General features: G+C 44.6%; 16 protein-coding genes. 15 read left to right on the forward strand and 1 reads right to left on the reverse strand.

Annotated features, from left to right (window positions below):
• Nucleotide 1: 1 nt before the first annotated feature.
• From T488_RS0108845 to T488_RS0108880, 8 genes are all read left to right on the forward strand, one after another.
• Nucleotides 2-343 (forward strand): arsenate reductase family protein, encoded by a 342-nt coding sequence (locus T488_RS0108845; RefSeq protein WP_028520469.1) that lies wholly within the window; start codon nucleotides 2-4, stop codon nucleotides 341-343.
• A gap of 184 nt (nucleotides 344-527) precedes the next feature.
• On the forward strand, nucleotides 528-1,865 hold the full coding sequence (locus tag T488_RS0108850) for an SPFH domain-containing protein (RefSeq protein WP_028520470.1): 1,338 nt from the start codon (nucleotides 528-530) through the stop codon (nucleotides 1,863-1,865).
• A gap of 58 nt (nucleotides 1,866-1,923) precedes the next feature.
• On the forward strand, nucleotides 1,924-3,189 hold the full coding sequence (locus tag T488_RS0108855) for a hypothetical protein (RefSeq protein WP_196243292.1): 1,266 nt from the start codon (nucleotides 1,924-1,926) through the stop codon (nucleotides 3,187-3,189).
• A gap of 33 nt (nucleotides 3,190-3,222) precedes the next feature.
• Nucleotides 3,223-4,305: a hypothetical protein gene (locus T488_RS0108860; RefSeq protein WP_028520472.1), complete on the forward strand. Its 1,083-nt coding sequence runs from the start codon at nucleotides 3,223-3,225 to the stop codon at nucleotides 4,303-4,305.
• A 12-nt stretch (nucleotides 4,306-4,317) separates the two neighbouring features.
• The gene (locus T488_RS0108865; RefSeq protein WP_028520473.1) at nucleotides 4,318-4,812 is read left to right on the forward strand and encodes a hypothetical protein; all 495 of its coding nucleotides are present in this window, start codon (nucleotides 4,318-4,320) and stop codon (nucleotides 4,810-4,812) included.
• A 113-nt stretch (nucleotides 4,813-4,925) separates the two neighbouring features.
• Nucleotides 4,926-6,764: a glutamine--fructose-6-phosphate transaminase (isomerizing) gene (glmS, locus tag T488_RS0108870; protein WP_028520474.1), complete on the forward strand. Its 1,839-nt coding sequence runs from the start codon at nucleotides 4,926-4,928 to the stop codon at nucleotides 6,762-6,764.
• Between the two features lie 42 nt (nucleotides 6,765-6,806).
• The gene (locus tag T488_RS0108875) at nucleotides 6,807-7,637 is read left to right on the forward strand and encodes an HAD-IIB family hydrolase (RefSeq protein WP_347496306.1); all 831 of its coding nucleotides are present in this window, start codon (nucleotides 6,807-6,809) and stop codon (nucleotides 7,635-7,637) included.
• The gene (locus tag T488_RS0108880; RefSeq protein ID WP_028520476.1) at nucleotides 7,630-8,268 is read left to right on the forward strand and encodes a class I SAM-dependent methyltransferase; all 639 of its coding nucleotides are present in this window, start codon (nucleotides 7,630-7,632) and stop codon (nucleotides 8,266-8,268) included. Before T488_RS0108875 ends, T488_RS0108880 begins: the two co-directional genes overlap by 8 nt.
• Nucleotides 8,269-8,300: 32 nt before the next feature.
• On the opposite strand, the gene T488_RS0108885 is transcribed toward T488_RS0108880, so the two are convergent.
• Complete coding sequence (locus T488_RS0108885) at nucleotides 8,301-8,945, reverse strand: sporulation protein YunB (RefSeq protein WP_242838320.1); 645 nt, start codon at nucleotides 8,943-8,945, stop codon at nucleotides 8,301-8,303.
• Nucleotides 8,946-9,064: 119 nt separating this feature from the next.
• On the opposite strand from T488_RS0108885, the gene T488_RS0108890 reads away from it, so the two are divergent.
• The 7 genes from T488_RS0108890 to T488_RS0108920 all read left to right on the forward strand — a co-directional run bounded on the left by T488_RS0108890 (nucleotide 9,065) and on the right by T488_RS0108920 (nucleotide 17,562).
• Nucleotides 9,065-11,635 carry a translation factor GTPase family protein gene (locus T488_RS0108890; protein ID WP_028520478.1) on the forward strand — a complete coding sequence of 857 codons (2,571 nt, stop codon included), beginning with the start codon at nucleotides 9,065-9,067 and terminating at the stop codon, nucleotides 11,633-11,635.
• A 231-nt stretch (nucleotides 11,636-11,866) separates the two neighbouring features.
• Complete coding sequence (locus T488_RS0108895; protein ID WP_028520479.1) at nucleotides 11,867-13,264, forward strand: pyruvate carboxylase subunit B; 1,398 nt, start codon at nucleotides 11,867-11,869, stop codon at nucleotides 13,262-13,264.
• Between the two features lie 12 nt (nucleotides 13,265-13,276).
• Nucleotides 13,277-13,660, forward strand: a complete 384-nt coding sequence (locus T488_RS0108900; protein ID WP_028520480.1) for an OadG family protein — start codon at nucleotides 13,277-13,279, stop codon at nucleotides 13,658-13,660.
• Nucleotides 13,661-13,662: 2 nt separating this feature from the next.
• Complete coding sequence (locus tag T488_RS0108905; RefSeq protein ID WP_028520481.1) at nucleotides 13,663-14,064, forward strand: biotin/lipoyl-containing protein; 402 nt, start codon at nucleotides 13,663-13,665, stop codon at nucleotides 14,062-14,064.
• A gap of 12 nt (nucleotides 14,065-14,076) precedes the next feature.
• On the forward strand, nucleotides 14,077-15,297 hold the full coding sequence (locus tag T488_RS0108910; protein ID WP_028520482.1) for a sodium ion-translocating decarboxylase subunit beta: 1,221 nt from the start codon (nucleotides 14,077-14,079) through the stop codon (nucleotides 15,295-15,297).
• A gap of 108 nt (nucleotides 15,298-15,405) precedes the next feature.
• The gene (locus T488_RS0108915; RefSeq protein WP_028520483.1) at nucleotides 15,406-16,167 is read left to right on the forward strand and encodes an alpha/beta fold hydrolase; all 762 of its coding nucleotides are present in this window, start codon (nucleotides 15,406-15,408) and stop codon (nucleotides 16,165-16,167) included.
• 174 nt (nucleotides 16,168-16,341) lie between these two features.
• The gene (locus T488_RS0108920) at nucleotides 16,342-17,562 is read left to right on the forward strand and encodes a phosphoglycerate kinase (protein ID WP_028520484.1); all 1,221 of its coding nucleotides are present in this window, start codon (nucleotides 16,342-16,344) and stop codon (nucleotides 17,560-17,562) included.
• The last annotated feature ends 46 nt before the right edge of the window (nucleotides 17,563-17,608 follow it).

The raw sequence follows: 17,608 nt of genomic DNA on the forward strand, positions 1-17,608 counted from the left end.
GATGAATATACAGATTTTCGGTACCAAAAAATGCTTTGACAGCAAAAAAGCAGAGCGTTACTTCAAAGAACGCGGCATAAAGTACCAGTTCATCGACATGAAGGAAAAAGGAATGAGCCGAGGCGAATTCAATAATGTGAAGCAGGCTTTGGGAGGTACCGACGCTCTTATTGACTCCTCCTGCAAAGATAAGGATCTGCTTGCACTTGTAAATTATCTTTCAGATGAGGATAAAGAGGAAAAGATCCTGGAAAATCCTAAGCTGATCCGTACTCCTGTTGTGAGAAACGGAAAAAAAGCGACTATAGGTTACTGCCCCGAAGTCTGGAAAGACTGGGAATAATATAGTTAAAAAATAAAAATATATCAAAAAGCATAAAAAATTGACAAAAGGGTAGTGCATTTCCCTTCAAAATATGTTATAATTCTATTATGTTAGTTTTTAATACTGACAGATAACGGAAAATCTTTGTTTTTCCGCTAAATATTATTTTTATAGGGATTATTTCCCGAAAGGAGCTAAAATTATGGGACTTATCAAGGCAGCTCTCGTTGGAGCAAGTCAGACACTGGCTGATTCATGGCTGGAATTCTTCGTTTGTGAGTCAATTCCTACAGATTGCCTCGTTGTAAGAGGTAAGAAGCAGCTTGGTAAACATTCTTCCAATACAAAGGGTAATGATAATGTTATCACTGACGGAAGCGGCATTGTTGTACACGAAGGTCAGGCTATGATCATGGTCGATCAGGGCGTTGTAACTGAGATCGCTACTGAGCCCGGCGTTTACAAGTACGAAACAGGTACGGCACCCAGTATTTTCTCAAGCACTTTCGGTGCAGGTCTTAAGGCTACATTCAAGGAAATGTGGGAGCGTATCAAGTACGGCGGATCTGCTGCTAAGGATCAGAGAGTTTACTTCTTCAACATGAAGGAGATCCTTGACAACAAGTTCGGTACTCAGAATCCCGTTCCTTTCAGAATGACATATCAGGATCTTGGAAGAAGCTTCACCGTAGGTGTTCGCTGCAATGGTATCTACTCATACAAGATCGCTGATCCTGTTCTTTTCTATGTAAATGTCTGCGGCAACGTAACAGACCGCTATATGCGTTCAGAGCTTGATAATCAGCTCAAGAGCGAGTTCCTCGATTCACTTCAGCCTGCATTCGCTGCTATATCAGCTTCAGGCATCAGATATGACGAGCTTCCCGGAAGACAGCGCGAGGTAAAGGCTGCTATCGAGACAGAGGTAAATCCTATCTGGAACGAGAAAAGAGGTCTCAAGATCTGGACAGTTAATATCAACTCTGCTACTATCTCCGAGGAAGACACCAAGAGGATCCAGGAGTTTGAAGACAGAGCTTGGAACCGTGATCCCGGTAATGCAGCTGCTACTCTGGTCGAGGCACAGGCTCAGGCTATGCAGAATGCAGCTAATAACCCCAACGGAGCAGCTATGGGTCTCTTCGGCATGGGCATGGCTCAGCAGATGGGCGGCGCAAATGCTCAGGGTCTCTTTGGCATGGCACAGCAGCCTCAGCAGCCGGTACAGCCCACACCTCCCACCGGCGGAGCACCGGCAGCTGAGTCATGGAAGTGTGAGTGCGGTGCTACAAATACAGGAAAGTTCTGCCCGACCTGCGGCAAGCCCAAGCCTGTACAGCTCACTGCAGACGGCTGGGTATGTGAGTGTGGTGCTGTAAATAAGGGCAAGTTCTGCTCAGAGTGCGGAAAGAAGAAGCCCGAGGGTGCGCCTCTCTACAAGTGCGATAAGTGCGGCTGGGAGCCTGAGGATCCGTTCAATCCTCCTAAGTTCTGCGCTGAGTGCGGCGATCCTTTCACTGATGACGATATAGTGAAGTAAAATAATACATAACGGGCGGACCTTAGCGTCCGCCTGTTTCAGATTTTAGGAGCGAGAAATGGAAGAAACCCGAGTTTATTCGTGCCCGTCCTGCGGAGCTCCGATGAAGTATAGCATTTCAAACGAAAAACTCAAGTGCCGCTTTTGCAGCAATACATATGATCTGGAGTATATACGCACTCATTTTACTGAGGTTACTGATGAAAAACTTTCGGATTTTAACTGGATAGACAGAACGAAATATGTCTGGGAGCCTTATGATCAGGAATATCTCGAAGAATTTGACTGTCCTTCCTGCGGAGGAAAAATATCAACAAAAGCTTATTACGGAACAGCTAAGTGTCCGTTCTGTAAGCATGATGTTGTGATCACATCGGATTTTGACGGCGACATCCGTCCCGATAAGGTCATTCCGTTTAAAGTTACAAAAGCAGAATTCATTGAAAAGTATCAGGAATATATCTCGCGGATAAGAAAAGTTCCGAAGCCGTTTAAAGACATTGATGCAGTGAAGGAGGTTGTCGGCTGTTATATTCCTGTGTGGCTCTACAGCTGTCTGTGCGGCGAGGGAAATACCGATCCTTCGTACAAACCTCTCTGGACTAAGGATTACCCTATCCTTGCAAACGATACGGATATAAGCAGGGAAGTATTTTATACTATTCTGCCTTATAAATTCGATGAAGCGGAGAAGTTTACGGAATCATGTCTTGCGGGATTTCCTGCCAGCAGATATATCATTGGTGCGGAAAATGCAATGAAAACTGCTGATAAAGAGATTAAGGATATCTATTATTCTCAGAAAAAAGTCGATTATAAATTCAAATCTGATAAGAAAAAGCCAAAAGTTTCCACAACAGAGGATCTTATTGACAGTCTCGAAGGTGTTAAGCTTGACTTTGAAAATACAAGCTACAGGAAGCTCTCGTATTATGTTGTCCCTGTCTGGTTACTGACCGTAACATATAATTTAGAGGACTATATCTTTGCCATGAACGGGCAGACAGGAAAAATGCGTGTTGACGGTATACCGAAGAAAAGGCGAGTGCTTTTTCCATGCCTTCTGATCGCTGTTCTGATACAAGCGTTGATTTTTGCATGCTTTTTCATTCCATTTGCCAAAGCAGCAGGTGAGTGGAGAATGACTTTAAAAATAATGTCGCTCTTTCAATTCACATGGCTGCCGCTGAGCATTGATTTTGCATCTATGTTTGGAAAAAATCTTAAAAAGATAAAAAAATACTGTAACTCAAAGGAGCTTAAAGATCAGAAGATATGGAGCGTAAGGGACTTTATCAGTTGGGAAAAGCGTACTGAGAAGTAAAAAATGATATATGTAATAACAGAGGTGAAATGAATGTCTGATATTATAGAATACAAATGCCCTGCCTGTGCAGGAAAACTTGAATTTGACAGCGGTGCTCAGAAGATGAAGTGTCCATTCTGTGAATCTGAATTTGACGTAGAGTCACTGAAGGATCATGACACTGCTCTTGAAAATACCAAGCCAGATGAAATGAACTGGGATACTACAGCAGGCAGCGACTGGCAGGATGGAGAAACAGAAGGTATGCGTATATATACCTGCAAGTCCTGCGGCGGCGAGATAATCACCGACTCTACAACAGCCGCATCAAAGTGTCCGTACTGTGATAATCCCGTTGTAATGTCAGGTAATTTTTCGGGGGATCTGAAGCCTGACTATGTAATTCCATTCAAATTTGACAAGGAAGCGGCTAAAAAAGCTCTTAACAAACACCTTGAGGGCAGAAAGCTCCTCCCAAAGGTTTTCAAGGATCAGAACCATATCGACGAGATAAAGGGACTTTATGTTCCTGTCTGGCTCTTTGACGCAGAGGCAGACGGAAGTATGCTATATAAGGCTGAGAAGATCCGTAGATGGAGCGATAACAATTTCAACTATATCGAAAGAAAGTATTACTCCGTAAAGCGTGAAGGTAATGTCGCCTTTGAGCTTGTGCCTGTTGACGGCTCTACGAAAATGCAGGATGAGCTTATGGAGTCTATCGAGCCTTTCAACTTTAAAGACGCAGTGGACTTCCAGACCGCTTATCTTTCCGGATACCTGGCTGACAGATACGACGTTTCCGCCGAGGACAGCGTTGCTCGCGCCAACGAGCGTATAAAGAAGACTACACAGCAGATATTCGACAGTACAGTTCAGGGCTATGACTCATTTACAAGGGAGAGCAGCAATATCAAGCTCAGTAACGGAAAGGCTAAATATGCTCTGTATCCCGTTTGGCTGCTGAATACCACATGGAACGGAAATAAGTATACATTCGCAATGAACGGACAGACAGGTAAATTCGTTGGAGATCTTCCTGTAGACTCGGGAGCAGCGACAAAATGGTTCTTCGCCATTGCAGCTGGTGTGACCGCTGTTTGCTTCGGATTATCGTTTCTGCTCGGACTGTAAGGAGGAAATTGTATGAATTTGAAGAAAATCGCTGCATCAGCAGCATCTGCACTCCTTCTTTTGGCAGCTCCCTTGGCTTTCAGCGAACAGAAGATCGTATTAAAGCCTGCTCTGACAGCCTACGCAGACTATGATTTTGAATTTGTGGACGAAGATGTTGACATTGATGATATAGACATAGACTCCGATTACGATATTGAATATGATGACGACGATGTCTATTACAACTCATCACATGATTCAAGATCATCAGACAGGGCATATAATCCTGTGAAGTCATTTATAATTTGCCTGATCATCGGACTTGTTGTTGCTTTTATAGCAGTATCTATCATGAAGTCAAGCATGAAGTCTGTCCGCAAACAGACAGGTGCAGCAGATTATCGAAAAGAAAACGGCATAAGACTCAGAGTCAATGATGACACTTATCTCGGCGTCAAGACGGAAAAGAGTCCTATCGCAAGAGCAAATCCTGTTCCGCCTCAAAATCATAATGTCAGGAAATAATTCGGTTGACAAACATCTTATATTGTAGTATAATAGATGTAATATGGCGTTTGAACCCGTCATACATATAGGTTGGAACTAATCAATAGAAGATAAATTTGGAGGAACAGATTATGTGCGGAATAGTCGGCTTTACAGGAAGCAAACAGGCAGCTCCCATACTGCTTGACGGACTTTCAAAGCTTGAATACAGAGGATATGACTCGGCTGGTATCGCAGTCCGTGACGGAGAGAATGAGACAGAGATCGTAAAAGCAAAGGGTAAGCTCAAGGCTCTGAAGGAAATGACCAACAACGGCGACGCTGTAAAGGGAAGCTGCGGAATCGGTCACACCCGCTGGGCAACTCACGGTGAGCCTTCCACTGTAAATGCACACCCCCACAGCAGTGACGATGAGAATGTTATAGCTGTTCACAATGGTATTATCGAAAACTATCAGGAACTTCGTGAGAAGCTCACAAAGAGCGGATATGAGTTCTATTCACAGACTGATACAGAGGTAGCTGTTAAGCTTATCGACTACTACTTCAAGAAGTATGGTCTTGGTCCTGTTGACTCTATCGCAAGAGCAATGATCCGTATCAGAGGTTCCTATGCTCTCTGTGTTATGTTCAAGGACTATCCCGGCGAGATCTATACAGCACGTAAGGACAGCCCCATGATCATCGGTATTGCTGACGGCGAGACTTATGTTGCTTCTGATGTTCCTGCAATTCTCAAGTATACAAGAAATGTTTACTATATCGGCAATATGGAGATCGCTAAGCTTGTCAAGGGCGGCGTTACATTCTATAATATCGACCGTGAGGAGATCGAGAAGTCTCTCACAGAGATAAAGTGGGATGCAGAGGCAGCTGAAAAGGGCGGCTATGAGCACTTCATGCTCAAGGAGATCCACGAGCAGCCCAAGGTAGTACGCGATACTATCCATTCCGTTGTCAAGGACGGAAAGATCGACTTTTCGGGTATCGGTCTCACGGACGAGGAAATGCAGAAGATCAGCCAGATATATATCGTTGCCTGCGGAAGCGCATATCACGTTGGTATGGCTGTACAGTACGTTATCGAGGACTTTACATCTATACCTGTCAGAGTTGAGCTTGCTTCTGAATTCAGATACAGAAAAATGACACTTGTCAAGGACAGCCTTGTAATAATCATCAGCCAGTCAGGCGAGACCGCAGACAGCCTTGCTGCTCTCAGAGAAGCAAAGGACAAGGGTATCAAGACACTGGGTATCGTTAACGTAGTCGGTTCATCAATTGCCCGCGAAGCTGACAACGTATTCTATACACTGGCAGGTCCCGAGATCTCAGTTGCAACTACAAAGGCATACAGCACACAGCTTATCGCAGGCTACCTGCTTGCTATGCAGTTTGCCGTTGCACGCGGAGAAATGACCGAGGAGAAGTGCGGAGAGCTTCTTGAGGAGCTTTACACGATCCCCGATAAGATCGAAAAGATCCTTGAGGATAAGGAGCGTATCCAGTGGTACGCTAACAAGCTTGCAGGTGCCAAGGACGCATTCTTCATCGGACGCGGTATCGACTATGCTATTGGTCTTGAGGGAAGCCTCAAGATGAAGGAGATCAGCTATATCCACTCTGAGGCATACGCTGCTGGTGAGCTCAAACACGGTCCTATCAGCCTTATAGAGGAAGGTATCCCCGTTATCGGTGTTCTTACTCAGCAGGAACTTTATGAGAAGACCGTAAGCAATATGGTCGAGGTAAAGAGCCGAGGCGCTTCACTTATGGGGCTTACAACATACGGAAATTACAGCATGGAGGATCTGGCTGATTTCACAGTATACATTCCCCAGACTGATTCACATTTTGCAGGAAGTCTCTCTGTAATCCCGCTCCAGCTTCTGGGATATTATGTATCCGTTGCTAAGGGTTATGACGTGGATAAGCCGAGAAATCTTGCAAAGAGCGTAACTGTTGAATAATTGATCACAAAAAGGCTGTCGCTATCCGTCAGCCTTTTTGTATTGGAGGAAGCAGAATTGAAAACACTGTATCTGTCAGATCTGGACGGTACACTTCTGAACAGCAGTCAGAAGACATCGCAATTTACTAATAAGACAATAAATAAGCTTGTAAGTGAAGGAATGATCTTTTCTTATGCAACCGCCCGCTCCTGGAGTACCGCTTCAAAGGTTACTTCGGGAATAAACGTATCTATCCCTGCGATCGTATATAATGGTGCCTTTGTAGTTGACAGTGTAACTAACAGAAAAATTATGAGCAATTATTTCGGTGACGAAGCCGGTGAAATTATTGATCGTATGGTCAATAACGGGATTTATCCCAATGTTTACTCGGTACGTGACGATGAAGAAAAGTTTTCGTTTGTCGCTGATAAAATGACAAGAGGTATGGCAGACTTTGTGGAGTCCAGAAAAGGTGACAGTCGAACAAATCCTGTTAATTCGGCTTCTGAGCTATACAAAGGCGACATATTTTACATTGCCTGTATAGACGAATATGAGCGTTTGCTGCCGTTATACGAAAAGTACAAGGCTGATCTTCACTGTATTTTCCAGAGGGATATATATTCAAAAGAACAGTGGCTGGAGATAATGCCGAAGTCAACATCAAAATCTGCTGCGGCGATACGTCTGAAAAAACAGCTTGGCTGTGACAGACTTGTTGTCTTCGGGGATGCTCTAAATGATAAGGATCTTTTTGAATGTGCTGATGAGTCGTATGCAGTTTCAAATGCAGCGGCTGAATTAAAAGAGGCAGCAACCGCAGTCATTGGCAGTAATGACGATGACGGAGTTGCAAAATGGCTTTTAAGGAGAATAAAAAATGAATGAGAAAAAGGTATCTGTAACAGAACTTGGAAATCCTCGTAAGCCTCATGGCGAAGCGGGAATTGAAATGCTTGATGGCATGAATAAGCGTCACTACGCAGTAACAGGCTGGGCTCTGGATTTTTTCAGCTTTAACGCTAATGACAATGTTCTGGATATAGGCTGCGGCGGTGGAGAAACTATCCACAGGATAGCAGAAAATATCATCGGCGGTAAGGTTATCGGAGTTGATTACTCGCCGCTGTCGGTGGAATTATCAATAAAACGCAATTCAGAGTTTATTGAATGCGGAAAAGTCAGTATTACAGAGGCTTCAGTCGAAAAACTGCCTTTTGACGATAACAGCTTTGACAAGATAATAACCGTAGAGAGCTTTTACTTCTGGCCCGATCCTCAGGAGAATCTGAAAGAGGTATACAGAGTCCTTAAGGAGGACGGAAAATTTCTCATAGTTGCCGACATAAACGGTGACGCAGATCTCGATGAAGCTGATCTGGAGGGGATAAAGAAATACGATCTCTTCAATCCTACCCTTGAGCAGTTCAGAGAGCTTCTCGAAAATTCGGGATTCAAGGAAGTCAATGTACATACCAAGCCGGGTGAAAAATGGGTCTGTGCCGAGGGAAACAAATAATTATTTATTGCCGTGTCAGCTGACGCGGCTTTTTATTTTGACGGTAGAAAAGGGCTTAGCTGTGGAACTTCTCCCACTATAACATTTTCCGCGAGTATAAACTCAAATTCTGAATCAATATCGAAGCTGTACATCGGCACCGACGATGTCATGTGAACTTCCACCACAGCTGAGATACGGTGACAAGTCTGATTGAGTCCCGCATCGGAAAAATTGCTTTTTATTTTAACGTCTGCCGCTCCGGCAGGACAGATCCTTATTCGTATCGATGGTCCCTTCCCATTCAGTAAAGTTGAGTCCGAGAGGGATCCGATAGGGATCTTTGCTGCCTTTACTGTTGAGCTTTCAAGCTTTTCGTTAATTGCAAGCACCAGCTCTGACTGCACTTTGTTTATTGTAAACGGCATCATTTCAACAGAAACAGGTATTTTTTTATCATCATACAGTACAGCTGCAAAATCTTCATATGTAAATCTGTTTTGTTCAAGATATTCCGATACAGCTTCGGAGATCACTTCGCTTGCTGTTCTCTCCGCGAAATGTTCTGCACGGAGTTCAGCCACAGGCCTGAGCGCATTTTCTGTTTTTCTCATTATAATAATGGCAAGCAAGACAGCCATAGCAATAAGACATTGTGATATGAAACGGGTGTTTTTTCTTTTGATCTTTCTTCTCATGATGCACCTCCGCTGTCATATTATATTCCGGTTTATATTTTTATGTGTTTTTCTCTTTTCTATGGACAAAACTCAGATTCTGTGTTAAAATTAAGTGATAATGATTTTGGAGCGTAAAAATGAAAAATGTAATTATTGGTATAACCGCTCATGTTGACTCCGGTAAGACCACACTTGCTGAGGCTATGCTTTATTCCTCAGGAGCCATAAGAAGTCTCGGCAGAGTTGACAGCGGTAACTCCACTCTTGATACAAATTCAATAGAACGTGAACGCGGTATCACTATTTTTTCTGCACAAGCTGAATTTTCTGCTGAAAATACCCATTTTACCCTTCTGGATACCCCCGGACACGTTGACTTTTCATCGGAGACCGAGCGCACTATGCAGGTGCTCGATTACGCTGTTCTTGTTATAAGCGGGACAGATGGTGTACAGAGCCATACTTCTACACTGTGGAAGCTTCTCCGAAAATACGATATACCGGTTTTTATCTTTGTGAATAAGATGGATCTTATCGGAGCTGACAAAAAGTTCCTTACCGAAAGGCTTCGCAAGGAGCTTTCGGACAGATGTGTGGATTTTACGGGAGTTTCCGACAGTGTCGCCGAGGACTGTGCCTCATGCTGCGAGGAACTTATGGATCAGTATCTTGAAAACGGCTCTCTTGACAACGAAACTATAGCTTCCTGTATTGCACAGCGTCAGATCTTTCCTTGTTTCTTTGGTTCAGCACTGAAAATGCAGGGAGTAGAGGAATTTATCACACTTCTTGATAAATATACCAGGAGCCGAAGCTACAGCGACAGCTTTGCAGCAAAAGTTTATAAGATCTCATATGACGCGAAGGGAAGCCGTCTGACTCATCTTAAAGTTACAGGTGGTACCCTCAGGATGCGTGACGATCTCAGGTACAAGGATCAGGACGGAAATGACATCAGTGCAAAGGTGAGCTCAGTCAGGTTCTATACCGGTGAAAAGTTCCGCACAGCTGATCTGGTCAATGCCGGTGAAGTCTGTGCAGTTACAGGACTTACAGGTACCTATGCAGGACAGGGGCTTGGCGCGGAAAAGGACTCTGATGAAGCGACTCTGGAACCGGTAATGACATACCGTGTATCACTTCCGAAGGAAAAGAATGTACATGAAGCTCTGAAAGAACTGCGAATTCTTGAGGATCAGGACCCTCAGCTCCATATTCTCTGGAACGAGCAGAACCGAGAGATCCATATCCAGCTTATGGGAGCAGTACAGACTGAGGTGCTTACTAAGCTTGTTTCTGATAAATTCGGTTTTGACATCGCATTTCTTGACGGTGCAGTTACCTACAGGGAGACTATACGAACCACCGTTGAAGGTGTGGGACACTACGAACCGCTGCGTCATTACGCTGAAACACATATCCTTATGGAGCCTCTCCCGCGGGGAAGCGGAATAGTCATTGATACAGTCTGTCCCGAGGATGAGCTGGACAGGAACTGGCAGCGTCTTATTCTTACTCATATCAAGGAAAAAGCTCATGTTGGCGTACTTACAGGCTCTCCTGTTACCGATATTAAGTTTACACTGGTGAAGGGCAAAGCTCACCTCAAACATACCGAAGGAGGAGACTTCAGACAGGCTACTTATCGTGCTGTCAGACAGGGGCTAAGACTTGCAGAGTCTGTTCTGCTTGAGCCTTATTATGAATACGAACTTGAGGTTCCTGTGGAAAACGTAGGAAGAGCGATAGCCGATCTTCAGCGTATGTGTGCGGAATTTGACACTCCTGAAACAGTAGGGGAGAATTCTGTAATAAGAGGAAGTGCACCTGTATCGGAGATGAACAGCTATCAGGCTGAAATGATCGCATATACGCATGGCAGAGGCAGACTTTCTCTTTCTCTGGAAGGCTATAAGGAATGCCATAACGCAGATGATGTAATAACCGCTTTCGCATACTCTGCTGATAATGATACTGAAAACAGCGCCGATTCGGTATTCTGTTCTCATGGTGCGGGTTATCTTGTTAAGTGGGATGAGGTATATGATCATATGCACCTTCCGCTTTATCTCAGTGAAAACGATGAGACTGATGAAGCTCCCGAAGAGAGGCGTAACAAGGCTCAGAAATTCCTTGAAAAAGCTGTCAGTGATGAAGAACTCATGGAAATTTTCGAGCGGACATATGGCAAGATAAAACGTGACCCACATAAAGCATTCAAGAAGACAAAGGCGGTCTCTATAGACGATAAGAAAGTACGGCTGCCTAAATTTGATGGACCTGACTATTTGCTGGTGGACGGCTACAACATTATTTTCGCCTGGGAGGATCTGAAAAAAATAGCCGAGGACAACCTTGATGCCGCAAGGGGAGAACTCATCAACCGAATGTGCAACTATCAAGGTTATGCGGGATGTGAGCTTATTCTTGTTTTTGATGCCTATCGTGTCAAAGGAAAACACCGAGAGGTTGAGAAATACTGCAACATTAATATCGTATATACCAAGGAGTCAGAGACGGCGGATTCCTATATAGAGAGAGTGACCCATGAGCTTTCAAAGAAACACAGGGTAAGAGTAGCTACCTCCGATGGTCTTGAACAGATGATAATTCTCGGAAATGGAGCGATGAGGATCTCTGCCACGGAATTCAGAAAGAGATACGAAGCTGCCGAGCGCTCTATAAAAGAGTTCATTGATTCAATGTGAAATAAAAGCAGATCTGAAAAGGTCTGCTTTTTTGTTATTCAGTATATCATATTTGGATAAAATAAAAAAATAATTATAATTTCCGAAAAAATAGTGGAAATTCATTCAGTAATATGTTATAATTAGTTTTGATTGGGATTTTTTTAAGGAATGCTGAAAAAGCTTCTTATGACCGATCACATTTCAGTATATTTTTTCTGCAATGCAGATTTATTTTGAGGAGGCTTGTACATGAAAAAAGTGCAACTGACAGAAACCGTATTGCGTGACGCCAATCAGTCACTGATGGCTACGCGTCTGCCATATTCCGACTATGAGGGCATACTCTCAGATATGGACAAGGCAGGCTACTATTCTATCGAGTGCTGGGGCGGAGCAACATTTGACTCCTGTCTTCGTTATCTCGGTGAGGATCCCTGGGAGAGACTCCGCAATCTGAGGAAAAATCTTCCCAACAGCAGACTTCAGATGCTTCTCAGAGGTCAGAACCTTCTGGGGTATAAGCACTATCACGATGATGTAGTTGAGAAGTTCATCGAACTTTCGATCAAGAACGGTATTGACGTTATCCGTATTTTCGACGCTCTCAACGATTTCAGAAATATTGAGACAGCTCTCAATGCTACAAAGAAGTATGCAACAGAGAAGACTATCGCTTCCGGATGTATCTCATATACACAGAGCCCTGTACATACAGTAGACAAGTACATCGAGATGTGTAAAGATCTCCAGAAGATGGGCTTTGACACTATTTGCCTTAAGGATATGGCTGGCACAATGTCTCCCTATGAAGCTGAGCACCTCATCAAGGGAATCAAGGACGCTATAGGCGATATGACGCTCATTCTCCATACTCACTGCACAACAGGTATGGCTTATATGACACTGACAAAGGCTATCGAGTCTGGTATCGACGTTATCGACTGCGCAACATCATGCTTCTCAGGCGGTACCTCACAGCCCGCTACCGAGAGTATGTTCTACGCTCTCAGCCAGTACGGCATCGAGACAGGTCTTAACGAGGACATCATCAATAAGGTAAATGACTACTTCAAGCCTATCAAGCAGAAGTACATCGACAATGGTCAGCTCAACCCCAAGAGCCTTGGTACAGACGCTCAGGCTTTGGTTTACAAGGTTCCCGGCGGTATGCTCTCAAACATGATCGCTAACCTTACAGATATGCACGCAATGGATAAGTTTGACGAGGCTCTCGCAGAGATCCCGAAGGTAAGAGCTGACATGGGTTATCCTCCGCTGGTTACACCTCTCTCTCAGATGGTAGGAAATCAGGCTGTTACAAACGTGCTCGTTGGTGAAAGATACAAGAACATCTCCAAGGAGATCAAGAACTATATAAAGGGTGAATACGGTAATCCTCCTGCACCTATCGCACAGGATCTCGTAGAAAAGGTTCTCGGCGACGGCGAGGCTGTTGACTGCCGTATCGAAGACCAGAAGAGAACAGGTGAGGAGTTCACAGCTGCAAGAGAAGCTCTCGGCGATCTCTGCCGCAGCGAGGAGGATGTAATGAGCTATATCTGCTATCCCGATCAGACTCTCAATTTCCTCAAGGACCGCAAGGCTAAGGAAGAAAACGAAGCTGTTTACACCATTGAGGAAATGTAAGGAGGCAGAGTTATGTTTGATTCAAACTTTTTTACTGCTGCTGCCGAAAACGTAAAGGAAATGTCTATCGGTGACGCAGCGATCACCGCTGTGTTTGGTTACTGCGTTGTTTTCTGCGGACTTATTTTCCTGATGATCGTTCTCTACTGCACAGGTGCTTACTTCAAGTCAAAGAACGAAAAGGAAAGCACCATTGCAGAAGCTAAAAAGAAGATCGCTCCCGAGGCTGCTCCCGAAGCTGAAAAGGAGCTTCCTCTTGCTCCCGGTTCAGCAGGTCATGTTAAGCTCTTTGACGTTCCTGATAAGGAAGCTGCTATGATAATGGCTATCGTTGCCGATAAAATGCAGAAGCCGCTCAATGAGCTGCACTTTATTTCCATTAAGGAGGTCAAATAATCATGAAGTATAAAGTAACTCTTAACGGCAAAACCTATGAAGTTGAGGTAGAACAGGGTAAAGCTGTTCTGCTTGATGAATACGAGGCACTTGCACCCGCTCCCGCAGCTGCCGCTGCTCCTGTTGCAGCTGCACCCGCTGCCGCAGCGGCTCCCGCTCCTGCACCTGCAGCACCTGTTGATCTTGCAGCAGGCGAGACTGTAACAGCTCCTATGCCCGGAAACATCATCAGAGTTGATGTTGCTAAGGGCGACGCTGTAAAGGCTGGTCAGATCCTCGTTATCCTCGAGGCTATGAAGATGGAAAATGAGATAGTAGCTCCTAAGGACGGTACAGTTGCTCAGGTAGTTACAAGCAAGGGTTCTGTTGTAGATACAGGCGCTCCTCTGGTTGTTATCGCATAAGGAGGACTTGAAATGGATATACTTGAAACCCTTAAAACTCTTTGGGAAAGCTCCGGTTTTCACAGCTTTCTCATTGACGGAGGCTGGAAAAATCTTATAATGATCCTTATTTCCTGCGTCCTCCTTTATCTTGGTATCAAAAAGAAGTTTGAACCTCTTCTTCTTGTTGGTATCGCATTCGGCTGTCTCCTTGTAAATCTTTCCTACTTCACAGCAGGAGACACATCTGACGCGCTTTACCACATGAATCTCTGGGATAACTTCCTTGATCCTACTCACGAAGACTATCACAGCTACGGAGCAATCATGGCTCACGGTGGACTTCTTGATATCCTCTACATAGGCGTCAAGGCAGGTATCTATCCTTCACTCATATTCATGGGCGTTGGTGCAATGACTGACTTCGGTCCCCTTATTTCAAATCCTAAGAGCCTTCTCCTTGGTGCAGCTGCTCAGATGGGTGTATTCCTTGCATTCTTCGGCGCTGTATGCCTCGGATTCAGCGGAAATCAGGCTGCATCAATCGGTATCATCGGCGGCGCTGATGGTCCTACAGCTATCTTCCTTACAACAAAGCTGGCACCAGAGCTCCTCGGACCTATAGCTATCGCAGCTTACTCCTACATGGCTCTTATCCCTATGATACAGCCTCCGCTCATGAGACTTCTCACCACAAAGAAGGAAAGAGAAGTAAAGATGGAGCAGACTCGTGTCGTAACAAAGACAGAGAAGATCATCTTCCCTATAATCGTTGCTATGTTCGTAATCCTTCTTCTCCCTTCAACAGCTCCTCTTGTAGGCTGCCTTATGCTCGGTAACCTCTGGAGAGAGTGTGGAGTTACAGAAAGACTTTCAGACACAGTTCAGAATGCTCTTATGAACATCGTAACTGTATTCCTTGGAATTTCCGTTGGTGCTACAACAGCTGCAGACAGATTCCTCTCACTTGAGACCATCAAGATCATCGTTCTTGGCCTTACAGCATTTGCATTCTCTACAATCGGCGGACTCCTCGTTGGTAAGATCATGTATAAGCTTTCAGGCGGCAAGATCAATCCTCTTATCGGTTCTGCAGGTGTTTCAGCCGTTCCTATGGCTGCCCGTGTATCGCAGATGGAAGGTCAGAAGGCTAATCCTTCAAACTTCCTGCTCATGCACGCTATGGGACCAAACGTTGCAGGTGTTATCGGTTCTGCTATCGCAGCAGGATTCCTCCTGGCTGTATTCAAGTGATATAAACTGAACACATTGCATATAAAGTCACGGCATTCAGGTGCCGTGACTTTTTTGTTGACAGCCGATCATAAATCCATTATAATTATGTCATAACGGAGGTGTGATATGAGTTATTTTACATTTGATAATAAAAAGATATATTATGAGGAGAATGGCAGCGGAACACCACTGTTATTCCTTCATGGCAACACAGCTTCTTCTAAAATGTTCACAGATTTCAGCAAACGATACACGGACAGTTACAAAGTTATACTCATAGACTTCCTCGGACACGGAAGATCGGAAAGGTTATCGGAATTACCTGCAGATTTATGGTTTTATGAGGCTCAGCAGGTAATTGCGTTTCTCAGGCATAAACATTATGACAAGGTTAACATTATAGGTAGCAGCGGGGGAGCAATTGTTGCTCTGAATGTAGCACTTGAGGCGTCCGAATGTGTGGACAAAGTCATTGCTGACAGTTTTGAGGGTGAGAAAGCTGATGAAGCTTTTGTAAAAAATCTGCTTTCCGACCGCAGTTCTTCGCTGGAAGATACAAATGCAAGGGGATTTTACTCCTATATGCACGGTGATGACTGGGAGCAGATCGTTCATAATGACACATCGGCTATAATCAGACACTCAAAAGAAGTTGTGAATTTCTTCCACAGACCTATCAGTGATCTTAAAGCTAAGGTGCTGCTCACAGGAAGTAAAGGCGATAATTTTATGTACAGCGTTGCACCTGACTACTACGAAAAAGTGTACGGTAATATGCTGGAAAAGTTGCCCAATGGAAGTATGTATCTCTTTGAAAGCGGAGATCACCCTGCCATGATGACGAATCAGGATGAGTTCTACAGGCTAAGCGTTGAATTCTTAGCGTAGAACAGGGCAATTTCAATATATATACAGTCGTCACAAAAAGTTTTCATGTTTAAGATGAAAAATATTGAGGAAATACTTGCAAAATATCATGAAATGGTGTAAAATAGTAATGTACGTTGTTAATAATATAACAACAGCGATCAATGTATCTTATTACGAAAGGATGTCATACCCATGGCAGGATTAAACAAGGTTACTGTAGAAGACATTAACGTTAAGGGCAGAAAGGTACTCGTAAGAGTAGATTTCAACGTTCCCATGAAGGACGGCGTTATCACAAACGATAACAGGATCCAGGCTGCTCTTCCCACTATCAATAAGCTCGTTGAGAACGGTGCAAAGGTTGTTCTTTGCTCACATCTCGGCAAGCCCAAGAATGGTCCCGAGGCTAAGTTCTCACTGGCTCCCGCAGCAGCAAGACTTGCTGAGCTGGTAAACACAAAGGTTACATTCGCAGCTGATGATACAGTTGTCGGCGACAACGCTAAGAAGGCTGTTGCTGCTATGAAGGACGGCGAGATCGTTGTTCTCGAGAACACACGTTTCCGCGGCAACGAGGAGACAAAGAACGGTGAGGAGTTCTCTAAGGAGCTCGCTGACCTCGTTGACGACGAAGTTTTCGTTATGGACGCTTTCGGTTCTGCTCACAGAGCTCACGCTTCAACAGCAGGCGTTACAAAGTTCGTTAAGGAGACAGCTGTTGGTTACCTCATGCAGAAGGAGATCCAGTATCTCGGCAATGCAGTAGAGGTTCCCGAGAGACCCTTCGTTGCTATCCTCGGCGGTGCTAAGGTAGCTGATAAGCTCAACGTTATCTCTAACCTCCTTGAGAAGTGTGATACTCTTATCATCGGCGGCGGTATGGCTTATACATTCATCAAGGCACAGGGCGGCTCTATCGGTATGTCACTTGTTGACGAAGAGAAGCTTGATTACTGTAAGGAAATGCTGGCTAAGGCTGAAAAGCTCGGCAAGAAGATCCTTCTCCCTGTTGATACAGCTATCGCAGCTTCATTCCCTGATCCTATTGATGCAGAGATCAGCGTAGAGTACGTTGACGCTGACAAGATCCCTGCTGACAAGATGGGTCTTGATATCGGTCCTAAGACAGCTGCTATCTTTGCAGAGGCTGCTAAGACTGCAAAGACTGTTGTTTGGAACGGACCTATGGGCGTTTTCGAGAACCCCACACTCAAGAAGGGTACAGTAGCAGTTTGCGAGGCACTTGCTGAGGCTGACGCTACTACTATCATCGGCGGCGGCGATTCTGCTACAGCTGCTATTCAGCTCGGTTTCGCTGACAAGATGAGCCACATCTCAACAGGCGGCGGTGCTTCTCTCGAATACCTCGAGGGTAAGGTGCTCCCCGGCGTTGCAGCTATCGCTGAAAAGTAATAATATGATCAATAGGGCGGATAGAGATATTCGCCCTTATTGTGGT

Source organism: Ruminococcus flavefaciens ND2009 (genome assembly GCF_000621785.1).
Lineage (GTDB): Bacteria > Bacillota > Clostridia > Oscillospirales > Ruminococcaceae > Ruminococcus > Ruminococcus flavefaciens_C.

Coding starts and splice junctions, on each gene's coding strand:
- T488_RS0108860 (WP_028520472.1), top strand. CDS start 3,223: ATGTCTGATATTATAGAATACAAATGCCCTGCCTGTGCAGGAAAACTT.
- T488_RS0108910 (WP_028520482.1), top strand. CDS start 14,077: ATGGATATACTTGAAACCCTTAAAACTCTTTGGGAAAGCTCCGGTTTT.
- T488_RS0108900 (WP_028520480.1), top strand. CDS start 13,277: ATGTTTGATTCAAACTTTTTTACTGCTGCTGCCGAAAACGTAAAGGAA.
- glmS (WP_028520474.1), top strand. CDS start 4,926: ATGTGCGGAATAGTCGGCTTTACAGGAAGCAAACAGGCAGCTCCCATA.
- T488_RS0108905 (WP_028520481.1), top strand. CDS start 13,663: ATGAAGTATAAAGTAACTCTTAACGGCAAAACCTATGAAGTTGAGGTA.
- T488_RS0108850 (WP_028520470.1), top strand. CDS start 528: ATGGGACTTATCAAGGCAGCTCTCGTTGGAGCAAGTCAGACACTGGCT.
- T488_RS0108855 (WP_196243292.1), top strand. CDS start 1,924: ATGGAAGAAACCCGAGTTTATTCGTGCCCGTCCTGCGGAGCTCCGATG.
- T488_RS0108920 (WP_028520484.1), top strand. CDS start 16,342: ATGGCAGGATTAAACAAGGTTACTGTAGAAGACATTAACGTTAAGGGC.
- T488_RS0108915 (WP_028520483.1), top strand. CDS start 15,406: ATGAGTTATTTTACATTTGATAATAAAAAGATATATTATGAGGAGAAT.
- T488_RS0108895 (WP_028520479.1), top strand. CDS start 11,867: ATGAAAAAAGTGCAACTGACAGAAACCGTATTGCGTGACGCCAATCAG.
- T488_RS0108880 (WP_028520476.1), top strand. CDS start 7,630: ATGAATGAGAAAAAGGTATCTGTAACAGAACTTGGAAATCCTCGTAAG.
- T488_RS0108885 (WP_242838320.1), bottom strand. CDS start 8,945: ATGAGAAGAAAGATCAAAAGAAAAAACACCCGTTTCATATCACAATGT.
- T488_RS0108890 (WP_028520478.1), top strand. CDS start 9,065: ATGAAAAATGTAATTATTGGTATAACCGCTCATGTTGACTCCGGTAAG.
- T488_RS0108865 (WP_028520473.1), top strand. CDS start 4,318: ATGAATTTGAAGAAAATCGCTGCATCAGCAGCATCTGCACTCCTTCTT.
- T488_RS0108845 (WP_028520469.1), top strand. CDS start 2: ATGAATATACAGATTTTCGGTACCAAAAAATGCTTTGACAGCAAAAAA.